Below are 13,723 nucleotides of genomic sequence, written 5' to 3'. Positions count from 1 at the left end.
CCGGGGAAGTGTGCGCCGGGAAGCGGCGCCGGGCGGGCGGCTAGGCGGCCGGGGGCGCGCTGATCCGCACGGTCCGGCCGTTCACGGTGACGGTGTCGCCGTCGTGCAGCTGGCGGCCGCGGCGCTCGTCGATTTCGCCGTTGACCTTCACCAGCCCGTTCTTGATCAGTTCCGCGGCCTCCACGCCGTCCTCGACCAGATTCGCAAGCTTCAGCAGCTGGCCCAGCCGGATCATGCTGTCGCGGATAGTGATGTCTTCGAATTCCGGATTGCTCATACAAGCAATAATGCCTGACCTAAGGTGGCACCTATGACCCATCACCGCCGTCTTCCGCTGATCGTCGGCCTGCCCATGGCCGTCGCGACGGGACTGTTCATCCCGATCCAGGGCCGGATCAACGGCGCCCTCGGGGTGGCGCTGGAGGACGGAATCGGTGCCGCCGTCGTCAGCTTCAGCACCGGACTGCTGGTCATGACGGTCATTTCCCTGGCCTTGCCCCGGGGCCGGGCAGGGCTGGCGCGGATCCTGCCCGCCGTGCGCGAACGGCAGTTTCCGCCGTACTACGTCCTGGCCGGCTGCATCGGCGCCCTCTTCGTCTTCGCCCAGTCCTTCACCGTGGGACTGCTCGGCGTCGCCCTCTTCACGGTGGCCGCCGTGACGGGACAGACCCTCAGCGGCCTGCTGGTGGACCGGATGGGGATCGGACCGGCGGGGAAGAGGCCCATTACCGGCATCCGGGTGCTCGGCAGTGTGCTCACCGTCGCCGCCGTCGCCTGGGCGGTGTCGCCCAGATTCAGCGCCGGGGAATCCGGGCTGCAGTTGCTGGTTCCCGTGATGCTTCCGCTCCTGGCCGGGTTCCTGATGAGTTTCCAGCAGGCCATGAACGGCACAGCCACCGTGCACTACGGCACCCCCATCGCCGCGACACTCGTGAACTTCATCGCCGGAGCGGTCCTGCTGTGGGTGGCGTGGCTGATTAAACTCGCCGTGGCCGGGGCCGGCAACCCCCTCCCGGCGCAGTGGTGGTACTACCTTGGCGGCCCGCTCGGCTGCATCTTCATCGGCATCGGCGCCCTCCTGGTCCGCAGCCTGGGCGTGCTGGTCACCGGCCTCGGGATGATCGCCGGCCAGCTGCTGGGGTCCCTCGGACTGGACCTCATATTGCCGGTGCCCGGAACGGTGATCGCCCTCCCCACGGTCCTCGGCACCATCCTGACGCTCGGCGCCATCGTCCTGGCCACCCTGCCCTGGCCCAAGGGCGCGCTGAAGCGGTAGCGGGCCGGTAGGCTTGGAGTTTGCATCGCACTGTTCGTATTGCATTGTTCCTATTGCATTGTTCGTATCGCTTTGTTCGTATCGTCCCGGCCGGCAACCAGCCGGCGTCCCGGGGCCAACACCACGGACCGCACCCAGCGGCCCTGTAGAAAATTGGAGTTCCCATGGCAGCAAAATCCGTCCTCGACCAGATCATTTCCCTCGCCAAGCGCCGGGGATTCGTTTTCCAGGCCGGTGAAATCTATGGTGGCTCCCGTTCTGCCTGGGACTACGGCCCGCTCGGCGCCGAGCTCAAGGAAAACATCAAGCGCCAGTGGTGGCAGTCCGTGGTCCGCGGCCGCGACGACGTCGTAGGCCTGGATTCCTCCGTTATCCTGCCCCGTCAGGTGTGGGAGGCCTCCGGCCACGTCGATGTGTTCTCCGACCCGCTGGTGGAGTGCCTGTCCTGCCACAAGCGCTACCGCGCGGACCACCTCGAGGAAGAGTACGAGGAGAAGAAGGGCCGTCCCGCCGAGAACGGCCTCAAGGACATCGCCTGCGCCAACTGCGGCACCCGCGGCCAGTGGACCGAACCCCATGAATTCTCCGGGCTGCTCAAGACCTACCTTGGCCCCGTCGCCAGCGAAGAAGGCCTGCACTACCTGCGGCCCGAAACGGCCCAGGGCATCTTCGTGAACTTTTCCAACGTCCTGACCACCTCGCGGAAGAAGCCGCCCTTCGGCATCGGCCAGATCGGCAAGTCCTTCCGCAACGAGATCACGCCCGGCAACTTCATCTTCCGCACCCGCGAGTTCGAGCAGATGGAGATGGAATTCTTCGTCGAGCCCGGCACCGACGAGCAGTGGCACGAGTACTGGATGAAGGAACGCATGTCCTGGTACACGGGCCTGGGCATCCGCGAAGAGAACCTGCGCTTCTTCGAGCACCCGCTGGACAAGCTCAGCCACTACTCCAAGGGCACCACGGACATCGAATACCGTTTCGGATTCCAGGGCTCGGAGTGGGGCGAGCTCGAGGGCATCGCCAACCGCACCGACTTTGACCTTTCCACCCACGCCAAGGCCTCCGGCGCGGACCTGAGCTACTTCAACCAGGCCACCAACGAACGCTACACCCCGTATGTGATCGAGCCCGCGGCCGGCCTGACCCGTTCGTTCATGGCCTTCATGATCGATGCCTACACCGAGGACGAGGCCCCCAACGCCAAGGGCGGGGTGGACATCCGCACCGTGCTCAAGCTCGATCCGCGCCTGGCGCCGGTGAAGGCGGCCGTGCTGCCGCTGAGCCGCAACGAGGACCTGTCCCCGAAGGCCAAGGACCTCGCAGCGCAGCTGCGCAAAAGCTGGAACATCGAGTTCGACGACGCCGGCGCCATCGGCCGCCGCTACCGCCGCCAGGACGAGATCGGCACCCCGTTCTGCATCACCGTGGACTTCGACACGCTCGAGGACCAGGCCGTCACCATCCGCGAACGCGACACCATGAGCCAGGAACGCGTCTCCCTGGACAAGGTGGAGGGTTACCTGGCCGCACGGCTGATCGGCGCCTGATCATGGCGATCGCATACCGGGAATGGCGGGAAGGCGACGACCTCGCGCTGCTGGAAATCTGGGGCGGCCCTGAGACCGTCCAGGCCGGACAGTTCCGCGGGACGCTGTCGCCCTCGGGCAATTCCCCGTGGCGCCGCTGCATCGTGGCCGAGGACGTTGTGGACGGTGTCGCCATTCCGGTGGCGGCCGCCGTGGTCCACGAGGCCTCGCTGCACCCCGAACGGCTCTGGGCGTATGTCGAGGTCGCCCGGGACCACCGCCGCGCCGGCCTGGGGTCCACGCTGCTGACCATGCTGCGGCACGAGGCCGCCCAGGCGCCGTCGGGCGTGTCCAGACTGCGCTGCAAAGTGGAGCCGGGCACCCCCGGTGCGGCGTTTGCCGAGGCCGCGGGCCTGGCCCCGATCCAGCGTTCCCGCCTCGTCGTCGTTGACCCGGCTCCGCTCAAGCTGCCGGTGTTCGGCGACGGTTCGGAGTCCGCGGCCACCGACCAGGTCGAGGACCTGGCCACGGGTTCGGTGGAGCTCAGCGACGTCGTGGGACGCTACTACACGGCCGTGCACGGCTGGGACAGCCCGGGGGAGCTGAGCGTCGCCGCGGTGCAGCGCCTGTTCCTCGATGACCTCAGCGGCGCCCACGGAGCGATCGTGCTGCGGGCGCCCAAGGCCAGCGCCTTCGGGCACGGCATCGCGGCCAGCCGCAAGGGCCGGCTGGAGGGGTTCGCCATCAGCTACGCCCAGGGAATTCCGGGGGCCGACGGCGGCGCCGATGCCGGTGCGGCCTCGACCACTGAGCCTACTGAGGTGTTCCTCGGGCACGAGCCCAAGCTTGGCGCGGACGAGGCCAAGGCCGCCGTTCGGGACCTTTTGGCCCTGATCGCTTACCAGCACCCGGTGATGCTCGAACTGGACGACGCCATGACCGCCCTGCGCACCGTCGTCGAACCGCTGCTCGAGAGCGGCAAGGCCCATGTCCAGGGCTCGGAAACGCTCGTCGTCTCCGACCCGGCCTAGGTCTTAACCAGACTGACCCGCAGCTGTAGCCGTATGAAGCTTGATAACGGCCCCGGCTGCGGGTCAGTCTGCGTTAAACACAGTTATTGTGCGGCGCAGTTATTTGGGCATCACCGGCGGCACGAAGTCGAAGGTCATGCCCAGCAGCCAGACGAGCAGCAGGACCACCGGCAGGTGGAAGACGAACTGCAGGAAGGTGAAGCCCACCAGGTCCCGGGCGCGCAGCCTCAGCACCGCGAGCAGCGGCAGCATGAAGAACGGGTTGACCAGGTTCGGCAGCGCCTCGGCGATGTTGTAGATCTGCACGGTCCAGCCGAGGTTCATCTGCACGTCGGTGGCCGACTGCATCACGTAGGGCGCCTCTACCAGCCATTTTCCGCCCCCGGAGGGGACCAGGATGCCCAGTACAGCCGTGTATAGGGCAATGACGACGGCGAAGCCGCCGCCGCTGCCGATGTCCGAGAAGAACGCCGCGAGGTGCGTGGAGAGGCTCATGCCGCCGGTTCCCGTGGCCTTGGTCAGGATGGCCGCCATCGCCGCGTACAGCGGGAACTGCACGAGGATGCCCGCGGTGGCCGGGACGGCCTTCGTCACGGCCTGCAGGAAGTTCCGCGGCGTCCCGTGCAGGACCAGGCCCAGGATGAGGAACACGAGCAGGTAGCCGTTGAGGCTGCTGACCACGCTGAGGAACGGCTTGGTGAGGAACTGCGAGACGAGCCAGCCGAGCGTGAGGACGCCCGCCAGGATCGGCAGGACCCGGCTGTATTCGAGCCATTCGCCCGGCCGGGAACGCGGCGCGGACTCGGCCGGCTCGTCGTCCAGGTCCACGCCCAGGTCCTCTGCGGTGCGGATCGAGCCGCCCTGGGGCGCGGAGAAGTGCGCAATCACGGTGGTCAGGGCCATCAGGATGGCCAGCGTCAGCAGTGACTGCCAGGTAAAGATCGTGGTGCCGAAGTCCAGGATGCCCGTGATCTTCAGCAGCGCCGGCGGCAGCGACGCGGCCGTGGCCTGCACCTGCGCGGCAGAGGAGGACAGCCCCAGAGCCCAGACGGCGCCGAGGCCCATGAACGCCGCCGCACCCAGGGCACGGTAATCCACCGTCAGGTCCTTCCGGCGGGCAATCGCGCGGGCCAGCAGCCCGCCGAAGATCAGGCTGAGCCCCCAGTTGAGGAAGGACACGGACATGGCGAGCACGGCCACGAAGCTCACCGCGGTCCGCGCCGTTGACGGCACGAGCGCCAGCCTGTTGATCAGTCTCGCCACGGGCGGGGAGGTGGCCACGACGTAGCCGGTGAGGACCACCATGGCCATCTGCAGGGTAAAGGCCGTCAGGTCCCAGAAGCCGTTGCCGAACGAGTCGGCGATTGCCTGGGGCGTGGCGCCGATGGCGAATGCGGCCACCGCGATGATGACGACGCCGGCGAGGGCGAAGATGTAGGCGTCCGGGAACCACCGCTCCGTCCACGCCGCCATCCGTTGGGCTATCCGTGCGAGACCGCGTTCTTCGGTTCCGCTCTTGGTCACGACTGTGCTTGCCACAGGTGTCCCTCTCCATTGAGTGCTTTTTGTACCCCATGGAGTTTAGTCAAGACGATGGCGGAAGTAGGGCTTATCGGCGCTTGGCACCTGCGCGCCGGGGGCCGTCGGCCTCGTCGAGCCGGCGTCTTTCCTCCTCGGTCGGGGCGCCGCCGCCAAGACCGGCCGGCATCCACCAGGCCCCGGGGGCCGGTCGCAGGGGGAAATCGGCAATTCCGGCGTCGATCCCGTCCTGCAGGGTCTTGGCCAGGCGCGCCGTCGCGGCCCGGGCGTCGTCGGCCGGGTCCGGGAGCGAGCCCGGAAGGATCGGCTCGCCGACGTGGATGCGGACCGGGGCGCGCCMGGCGCSCCGCGGCGAGAAGGCATGGTGGCGGGTCATCAGCCGGTGGGCGCCCCAGATGGAGACCGGGATGATCGGCACGCCGGCCTCGGCGGCCATCCGCACCGCACCGGTCTTGCATTCGCGCACCGTGAAGCTGCGGCTCACGCCGGCCTCTGGCAGGACGGCGACGTATTCGCCCTCCCTCAGGCGGGCGACGGCGGCGTCGTAGGCGTGTGCTCCCGATCCGTACCCGACCACCACATGCCCGGCGGCGCTGACCGCGGGGCCGGCAAACCAGTGGTCGGCGGCGCCCTGCGTGATGAGGAAACGCAGCTGGGCCCGGTTGTGCCACCACAGCAGCATCTCGGCAAAGGCAAAGTCGAGGTAGCCGAAGTGCGTGATCGCGACCACGGCGCCCTGGCCGGGCACCACCGGGCGGGATGGGAGGCGGGTTGATGCGCCGCGGGTTGAGGCATTGGGAGGCCCGGGCTGGGGCAGGTGCTCCCGCCCCGTGACGAGGACGCGGATGCGGAAGAGCCAGCGCAGCGCCAGCCCGGTGCGGACAATGAATCGGTAGAACCGGTCGCTGGGCTCCGGCCGCCACTTCACGGGCCGCCAGCCCAGCCCGTGCCGGGCACCTGCCGGGCCGCGCACGTCAGTGTCCGCCCACCCGCCGCCGGGGCGGCCAGGGCAGGAAGCCGGAGGTGGAGTCGATGTATTCCTTGTACCCGGGACGCGCGGACATTGCCTTTTCCGTCAGCGGCTTCCCGGTCTTGCCGGCGAGCGTCCAGATCATCAGGGCGGGGGAGAGGACGGTCAGGACACCCGGCCAGGAATCGGCCGCCACCAGGAACAGCCCTGCCCAGACGGCGGCGTCGCCGAAATAGTTGGGGTGGCGGGTGTAGCGCCACAGTCCGGTGTTGAGGACGGTGCCGCGCCTGGCGGGATCGGCCTTGAACTGCGTCAGCTGCCAGTCGCCGACCGTCTCGAACACGAAGCCAAGGATCCAGAGCAGGACGCCGGCGAACGCCAGCCAGCCCAGGCTTCCCGTGGCGAACATGCCGACCTGGATGGTGAGCGAGACGAAGAACATCACCAGCCCCTGGGGCAAGTAGACCCGCCGCAGGGCATAGACATTGCGTGATCCGGGCGCTCCGGCGAGCATGTCCATGTAGCGCGGGTCCTCGTGGCCGCCGCGTGCGCGTGCCCCGATGTGGACGGCGAGGCGGATGCCCCACACCGCGACCAGGGCAAGCAGGAGCAGCCGCCTGCCGGCGTCGCCGTATCCGGCGGAAAGCACCCACGAGATGCCGGCCACCACCACGAAGCCCAGACCCCAGACGGTGTCGATGACGGAGTGCCGGTTCTGCCGCACGGCAACCGCGAAAGTCACTGCGAGCAGCACCACGAGTCCCGCGATGACCCAGGGCAGGCTGGCAAGGAAGGCATCGAGCGGGAACGGCGGCATCACAACACCACCGGCATACGCGTTCCGGCCGCCGGCGGGGCGCCGCCGAGGGCGCTGCGCAATGCATCCCTGGCGCCGGAAACATCGGCCCCCGTTGCCTCGCTGAAGGCGTCCAGGACGAAGCCGTTCGCCAGCACGTTCCACAGTGGCAGCCGGCGGATCATGAAATGGCCGGCCTCCTTGAGCGAGACGTAGTCAACGGACGCGGCGACGCCCTCGGCGCGCCGGGCATAGTCCAGTGAGTTCGCCGGGCTGGTCCAGCGGTCGTCGGTCCCGTGGACGATCAGGACGCGGCGGCCCGCGACAGGCTGGACCGAGGTCTTGTGGTTCAGCCACGGGGCGAGCGCGACGACGGCCTCGACCTGCGCGTCGTCGGCCACGCACAGCGCCGTGAGACCGCCCATGGAGTGGCCCAGCAGGTACACCGGCACGCCGGGATGTTCCTGGCTGATCCGGGCGAGCGCCCAGCGGGCATCGTGAACGGGGGACATGTCCTCCCCGTTCCAGCCGCGGTAGCGGTTGCGCAGGGTCCACACTGCCAGCCCGTGCGGGCCGCCCTGCCTGTGCAGCGCCCGGGCGAAGGGCACCATCCGGGCCGGACTCAGGTGCCGGCCGCGGACTGCGTCAAAACTGTCGGCCCGCCCGCCGTGCAGGATCAGCACGACTCCGCGGGCCTCCCCGGCGGCTTCGGCGATGGTCAGCACGGCTTTGGCGACGGGCCCGGAACGGCCCGCCTCCGGCTCGCGGTCGTCGAGTTTGCGCATTGCCACGTATGTGTCCTTCCGGTCCTTCGTCCGTCAATTACCAACCATAGGTTGCGGCCCCCTCCCGTCAAGGCCGGTGGTCCCTAGTGTGGATTCGGAGCCGGCGCCCCCGGTGATGGGTGCGGCCGGCACGCGTGCATTTGCTGGCGCCCTTGACGGGGAAATGCGGGAAGAGTAGGCATGAGCAGGTAAACCTCCGGACGCCACGCCGGCTGGGAGCGCAGAGAACCGTCCGGTCGAATCTCACGACGAAATCGACGGTATACATAATGAACGGAACACAGTTCGACAGCCTGCGCGGGCAAGTCCGCGGGCAGATCATCACGCCCGGCGACGCCGGCTACGACGCGGCACGGGCAGTCTTCAACGGCATGATCGATAAGAGGCCGGCAGCGGTGGCCCAGGTATCCCAGGTGGCCGATGTCATCTCCTGCGTCAACTTCGCCCGGGACAATTCCCTGGACCTGGCGGTCCGCGGTGGAGGACACAGTGCCCCGGGCTTTGGCACGTGGGATGACGCCCTGGTCATCGATTTCTCCAACATGACCGGCGTCCGGGTTAATCCGGCAGCCGCGACGGCGCGCGCGGAGCCGGGWGCGACGTGGGCCGACTTCAACCACGCGACCCATGCCTTCGGGCTGGCAACTCCCGGCGGCATTGTCGGCTCGACCGGCATCGCCGGGCTGACCCTCGGCGGCGGCATTGGATACCTGAGCCGCAAGTATGGACTCAGCTGCGACAACCTGCTCTCTGCCGACGTCGTCACGGCCGAGGGAAAATTCCTTACCGCCAGCGAAAGCGAGAACGAGGACCTGTTCTGGGCCTTGCGCGGCGGCGGCGGGAACTTCGGCGTCGTGACGTCGTTCGAGTACCGGATGCACCCCGTGGACATGGTCCACGCCGGCATCATCATTTATCCCATCGAGCATGCCGAGACGGTGGCGAGGTTTTACCGGGACCACATGGCCACCGCCCCTGAAGAGTTTGGCGCGTTCCTGGGCTTCCACCAGGGTCCTCCTGTTCCGTTCCTGCCCGAGGAATGGCATGGCAAACCGGTGTGCGTCATCGTCGGCATGTGGACCGGTGATCCGGCGGAAGGTCCGGCACGCTGGCAGCCGTTCCTGGACGCCGCGCCGGCTGCGGGATCCATGGTGGGACCAATGCCGTACCCCGCCTTGAACTCGGCTTTCGACCCGCTGCAGCCCCCTGGCATGCAGGCCTACTGGAAAGCGGATTTTCTGGCGGAACTGAACGACGGTGCCATCGCGGCGCACATCGAACACGGCAGCAAGGTCCCCAGCGTGCAGACCGCGGTACACCTCTACCCCATCGATGGTGCGGTCCAGCGGGTGGGCGTGACGGACACGGCGTTCGCCAACCGGAACGTGAAGTTTTCGCCCGTGATCGCGGCGCAGTGGATGGACCCCGCGGAAAACGAGGCAAACATCGCGTGGGTGCGGGACTACGCGGCCGCCCTGCGGCCCTATTCGGCCCCCGGCGGCTACATCAACTTCATGGACGGCGATGATCTGCCCAGGGTTGCGGAGAACTACGGGGAGAACTACAAGCGGCTGAGGGAGGTCAAGGCCAAATACGATCCGCAGAACCTCTTCCACGTCAACCAGAACATCGCGCCGGCGTAAGCGCGGCGTCATCGGTCCGGAGCGGAACCGCCCACGCCGTAAAGTTTTCGGCATGAGGTTGAACTGCTGATGGGCGCCGGACACTCGCACTCCCACAACGAACATCCGGAGCCGACGCCTCAAATGCTGGCTGCGCGGAAGAAGGCCAACTGGATCCTGGCTGCCATCCTGATCCCGCTGACCCTGCTGACCCTGGCGGCCATGGCTTTCATGTGGCCGTCGGGAAGCAAGGAAGGCATCACGCTGGCCAGCCCGTACGCGGCGGCCCCGGGGGTAACGTTTGACACCGGCAAGATCCAGCGGGTCGTCGTCGGCAGCTGTTCGGATGTCCAGGCCGGCGGTGACGCCGCCCAGCAGGGCACCTCCGGCTCCGGCGCCGCGCCGCAGCCGCCGAACGAGGGCTCTCAATGCACGTTCGCCTACACCGAGCCGGACAAGGGCGGCAACCCGGTGAAAGTGGTCATCAACCCTGACGTCGCGAAGTCCCACGGCGTGAAGCCCGGAGACGGGATCCGCTACCTGAACCTCTCCAAGGTGCAGGGCGCCGCGGGCCAGGGCGCGCCGGCCTATGTCTTCGTCGACTTTGTCCGGACCCTGCCCATCATCTTCCTGGCGGTGCTCTACGCCGTCGTGGTGATCGCCGTGGCGCGCTGGCGCGGACTGCGGGCGCTGATCGGGCTTGTCGGCGCGTACGTGGTGCTTGTCTCGTTCATGCTGCCCGGGCTGGTCGAGGGCAAGCCGCCGCTGCTGCTGGGGCTCGTGGGATCCACGGTGATCATGATCGGGGTGCTCTACTTCGCCCACGGCTTCTCCGCCCGCACGTCGACGGCGCTGCTCGGGACGATGTTCGGCCTCGCCATTACGGCGCTGCTGGCGGCCTGGGCCACCGACGCCGCCAACCTCGCCGGTGTGGGCAGCCACGACGCTGCCACCCTGACCAACATCTCGGACAACATCTCAATCTCCGGCATCATCCTGTGCGGACTGATCATTTCCGGGCTGGGCGTGCTCAACGACGTCACCATCACACAGTCCTCGGCAGTCTGGGAGCTGTGGGAACTGGCCCCCGAGACCAGCGCCCGGCAGCTCTTCACGTCCGCCATGCGGATCGGCCGGGACCATATCGCCTCCACCGTCTACACCATCGCGTTTGCCTATGCCGGCGCGGCCCTGCCGGTGCTGATCCTGGTCATGCTCTACGATCGGCCGCTCGGGGACGCCCTGACCAGTGCCGAACTTTCCGAGGAAGTCATCCGCACCCTCGTCGGCTCCGTGGGACTCGTCCTGGCCGTGCCGGTCACCACCCTCATCGCCGTGCTGGTGGTCAAGGCCACCGGCATCAGGGGCAGTGCGGTGGCAGGGACCGCATTCGAACGGGGCCGGCCGGAACGGCCCGCATTCGAACGGGGCCGGCCGGAAGGGCCCGCCCCGGATTGGGGCAGTCCGGACCGGATCGCGCCGGATGGGGCCGCCCCGGATTGGGCCGGGTCCGACCCGGGCGGGTCCGACGCCGCCGGTGCTGCGACGCGCCGCGGGCGGCGGGCCGCACTACGGGGCTGACGAGGAATCTGCCGCCACCCGAACGCCGCCAGATCGGGAAGATTTCCACATAGCCGGAGCGGGACCGGGCCGATTTGCCCGTCTTTGAGACAATGGTCGGGTGACTGTTGTAGCAACCCCTCCCGCCCCCAAGCTGGAACTCCCGCCCCTGAAGCTGGGCCCGATCACGGTGGACACCCCCGTGATCCTGGCTCCCATGGCGGGCATCACCAACTCCGCCTTCCGCAGACTGTGCCGTGAATACGGCGGCGGCCTGTACGTGGCGGAGATGGTTACCTCGCGCGCCCTCGTCGAGCGCACGCCGGAGTCGCTGCGCATCATTTCGCACGACGACGACGAAAAAGTCCGTTCCGTCCAGCTGTACGGCGTGGACCCCGTCACCGTCGGCCAGGCCGTCCGGATGCTGGTGGAGGAGGACCGGGCGGACCACATCGACCTCAACTTCGGCTGCCCCGTGCCCAAGGTCACCCGGCGCGGCGGCGGATCGGCCTTGCCGTGGAAGATCGACCTCTTCACCTCCATCGTCCAGACCGCGGTGAAGGAAGCCTCCAAGGGCAATGTCCCGTTGACCATCAAGATGCGCAAGGGCATCGACGAGGACCACCTGACCTACCTGGACGCCGGCCGGATTGCCCGCGATTCCGGCGTCGCAGCCGTCGCCCTTCATGGCCGCACGGCCGCACAGTTCTATTCCGGCCAGGCCGACTGGTCCGCCATCGCCCGGCTGCGCGAGGCCCTGCCGGACATTCCCGTTCTCGGCAACGGAGATATCTGGTCCGCGGAGGACGCGGTTCGGATGGTCCGCGAAACGGGTGTGGACGGCGTCGTCGTCGGCCGTGGCTGCCAGGGCAGGCCCTGGTTGTTCGGCGACCTCATGGCCGCGTTCGAAGGCAGCGACCAGCGGCACCGGCCGGACCTGCGCCAGGTTGCCGAGAGCGTGTACCGGCACGCTGAGCTCATGGTCGAGACGTTCGGGGACGAGGGCAAAGCCCTGCGCGAAATCCGCAAGCACATTGCCTGGTACTTCAAGGGCTACGTGGTCGGCAGCGAACTGCGGACCAAGCTGGCGCTCGTCACCAGCCTGGAGGTGCTGCGCGGCACCCTGGACCAGCTGGACCTCGACTCGCCGTATCCCGGAGGCGACGCCGAGGGTCCGCGCGGCCGCGCTGGTTCGCCCAAAAAACCGGCACTGCCAAAGGACTGGCTGCTGAACCGGACGCTGGATGACGCCCAGACCCGCGATATTTCCTTCGCCGAACTGGATGTCTCCGGTGGCTGAGACCCGGACCACCGCGCCCGTCCTGGACGGGTATACCTCCCGCGACTGGGCCCGCTGGGTCGAGGAGCCGCCCAAGAGCACCTACCGCTCGGACTTCGAGCGTGACCGTGCAAGGGTCCTGCACTCCTCGGCGCTGCGCCGGCTCGGCGCGAAGACCCAGGTGGTGGCCCCGGATACCGACGACTTCGTCCGGACCCGGCTTACGCACAGCCTCGAAGTTGCCCAGGTGGGCCGCGAACTGGGCCGTGCGCTGGGCTGTGACCCCGACGTCGTGGACACCGCATGCCTCAGCCACGACCTCGGCCACCCGCCTTTCGGCCACAATGGCGAAGCGGCCCTCAACGAGGTGGCGCACGGGATCGGCGGCTTCGAAGGCAACGCCCAGACGCTGCGGCTGCTGAGCCGGCTTGAGCCAAAGGTCCTCGCCGCCGACGGCCGCCCGGCCGGCCTGAACCTGACCCGGGCCAGTCTCGATGCCGCCGCCAAATACCCGTGGTCCGCTGTAAACGCCCCGGTCATCCACGGGGAGCGGACCAGCAAGTTCGGTGCCTACGAGGACGACCTCCCCATCTTCGACTGGATCCGCGACGGCGCCCCGGAACGCCGGTCCTGCCTCGAAGCGCAGGTCATGGACCTGGCGGACGATATCTCCTACTCGGTGCACGACGTCGAGGACGCGATCGTCGCGGGGCATTTCCAGCTGCGCTGGATGGACAACCCGGACCACCGCGCCCGCGTCGTCGGCTACGCCAAGCAGTGGTACCTGCCGCACAACGATCCCGCCGCGATCGACGCCGCCCTGGCCCGGCTGGAGGCCACGGACGTCTGGGTGCGCGAGGCCGACGGCAGCCGCAAGGCCATGGCGGCGCTCAAGGACATGACCAGCCAGCTCATCGGCCGCTTCTGCCAGAGCGCACTGGAGGCCACCCGCACGGTCTACGGCCCGGAAAACCTGACCCGCTACAACGCTGAGCTGATCGTCCCGGATGAGACCGTGATGGAAATCGCGGTCATGAAGGGCCTGGCCACCACCTTCGTGATGACCACCGAACACCGGCAGCCCATCTACGAGCGCCAGCGTGAGGTCCTGCACGCCCTCGTCACCGCGCTCAGCGCCACGGGGGACCGCCATCTGGAACCGATGTTCGCCGCCGACTGGCTCGACGCGGGCGACGACGCCGCGCGGCTGCGTGTCGTCATCGACCAGGTCGCGTCGCTGACGGACGGCTCGGCGCTGGCCATGTACGAGCGTCTCGTGGGCAGCCTGCCGTCGCTGTGGTGAGGGCCACCATGGCCGGCCCGTCGGCGTCATACC

At 68.3% G+C, this 13,723-nt stretch carries 12 protein-coding genes; 7 read left to right on the top strand and 5 right to left on the bottom strand.

The window, feature by feature from the left end; translation table 11 throughout:
- Positions 1-40 precede the first annotated feature (40 nt).
- The gene (locus AC1DZV_RS03355) at positions 41-277 is read right to left on the bottom strand and encodes an RNA-binding S4 domain-containing protein (RefSeq protein ID WP_018774572.1); all 237 of its coding nucleotides are present in this window, start codon (positions 275-277) and stop codon (positions 41-43) included.
- 33 nt (positions 278-310) lie between these two features.
- On the opposite strand from AC1DZV_RS03355, the gene AC1DZV_RS03350 reads away from it, so the two are divergent.
- The 3 genes from AC1DZV_RS03350 to AC1DZV_RS03340 all read left to right on the top strand — a co-directional run bounded on the left by AC1DZV_RS03350 (position 311) and on the right by AC1DZV_RS03340 (position 3,836).
- Positions 311-1,276, top strand: a complete 966-nt coding sequence (locus AC1DZV_RS03350; RefSeq protein WP_476950577.1) for a DMT family transporter — start codon at positions 311-313, stop codon at positions 1,274-1,276.
- Between the two features lie 164 nt (positions 1,277-1,440).
- Positions 1,441-2,826, top strand: a complete 1,386-nt coding sequence (locus AC1DZV_RS03345; protein WP_028278290.1) for a glycine--tRNA ligase — start codon at positions 1,441-1,443, stop codon at positions 2,824-2,826.
- 2 nt (positions 2,827-2,828) lie between these two features.
- Complete coding sequence (locus AC1DZV_RS03340; protein WP_476952959.1) at positions 2,829-3,836, top strand: GNAT family N-acetyltransferase; 1,008 nt, start codon at positions 2,829-2,831, stop codon at positions 3,834-3,836.
- A gap of 99 nt (positions 3,837-3,935) precedes the next feature.
- Here the strand turns inward: AC1DZV_RS03340 and AC1DZV_RS03335 are convergent, their stop codons facing one another.
- The 4 genes from AC1DZV_RS03335 to AC1DZV_RS03320 all read right to left on the bottom strand — a co-directional run bounded on the left by AC1DZV_RS03335 (position 3,936) and on the right by AC1DZV_RS03320 (position 7,926).
- Positions 3,936-5,375, bottom strand: coding sequence for a short-chain fatty acid transporter (locus AC1DZV_RS03335; RefSeq protein ID WP_476952958.1), 1,440 nt, complete (start codon positions 5,373-5,375; stop codon positions 3,936-3,938).
- A gap of 70 nt (positions 5,376-5,445) precedes the next feature.
- A complete protein-coding gene (locus AC1DZV_RS03330) occupies positions 5,446-6,303 on the bottom strand; it encodes a lysophospholipid acyltransferase family protein (RefSeq protein ID WP_476952975.1) in 858 nt (285 codons plus the stop codon).
- Positions 6,304-6,349: 46 nt separating this feature from the next.
- Entirely contained in the window at positions 6,350-7,162 is an 813-nt protein-coding gene (locus tag AC1DZV_RS03325) for a DUF1295 domain-containing protein (protein ID WP_476950574.1), read from the bottom strand.
- Positions 7,162-7,926: an alpha/beta hydrolase gene (locus AC1DZV_RS03320; RefSeq protein WP_043437079.1), complete on the bottom strand. Its 765-nt coding sequence runs from the start codon at positions 7,924-7,926 to the stop codon at positions 7,162-7,164. Before AC1DZV_RS03320 ends, AC1DZV_RS03325 begins: the two co-directional genes overlap by 1 nt.
- A 269-nt stretch (positions 7,927-8,195) precedes the next feature.
- On the opposite strand from AC1DZV_RS03320, the gene AC1DZV_RS03315 reads away from it, so the two are divergent.
- The 4 genes from AC1DZV_RS03315 (at position 8,196) to AC1DZV_RS03300 (ending at position 13,690) form a co-directional block, all read left to right on the top strand.
- Positions 8,196-9,569: an FAD-binding oxidoreductase gene (locus tag AC1DZV_RS03315; RefSeq protein ID WP_476950573.1), complete on the top strand. Its 1,374-nt coding sequence runs from the start codon at positions 8,196-8,198 to the stop codon at positions 9,567-9,569.
- A 69-nt stretch (positions 9,570-9,638) separates the two neighbouring features.
- Positions 9,639-11,129, top strand: a complete 1,491-nt coding sequence (locus AC1DZV_RS03310; protein WP_476952957.1) for a YibE/F family protein — start codon at positions 9,639-9,641, stop codon at positions 11,127-11,129.
- Positions 11,130-11,229: 100 nt separating this feature from the next.
- The gene (gene dusB / locus AC1DZV_RS03305) at positions 11,230-12,408 is read left to right on the top strand and encodes a tRNA dihydrouridine synthase DusB (RefSeq protein ID WP_018774562.1); all 1,179 of its coding nucleotides are present in this window, start codon (positions 11,230-11,232) and stop codon (positions 12,406-12,408) included.
- A complete protein-coding gene (locus tag AC1DZV_RS03300; protein ID WP_476950612.1) occupies positions 12,392-13,690 on the top strand; it encodes a deoxyguanosinetriphosphate triphosphohydrolase in 1,299 nt (432 codons plus the stop codon). Before dusB ends, AC1DZV_RS03300 begins: the two co-directional genes overlap by 17 nt.
- Positions 13,691-13,723 lie beyond the last annotated feature (33 nt).

The organism is Arthrobacter sp. P1_D12 (assembly GCF_056406175.1).
This window is presented reverse-complemented; position numbering and strand designations above follow the sequence as displayed.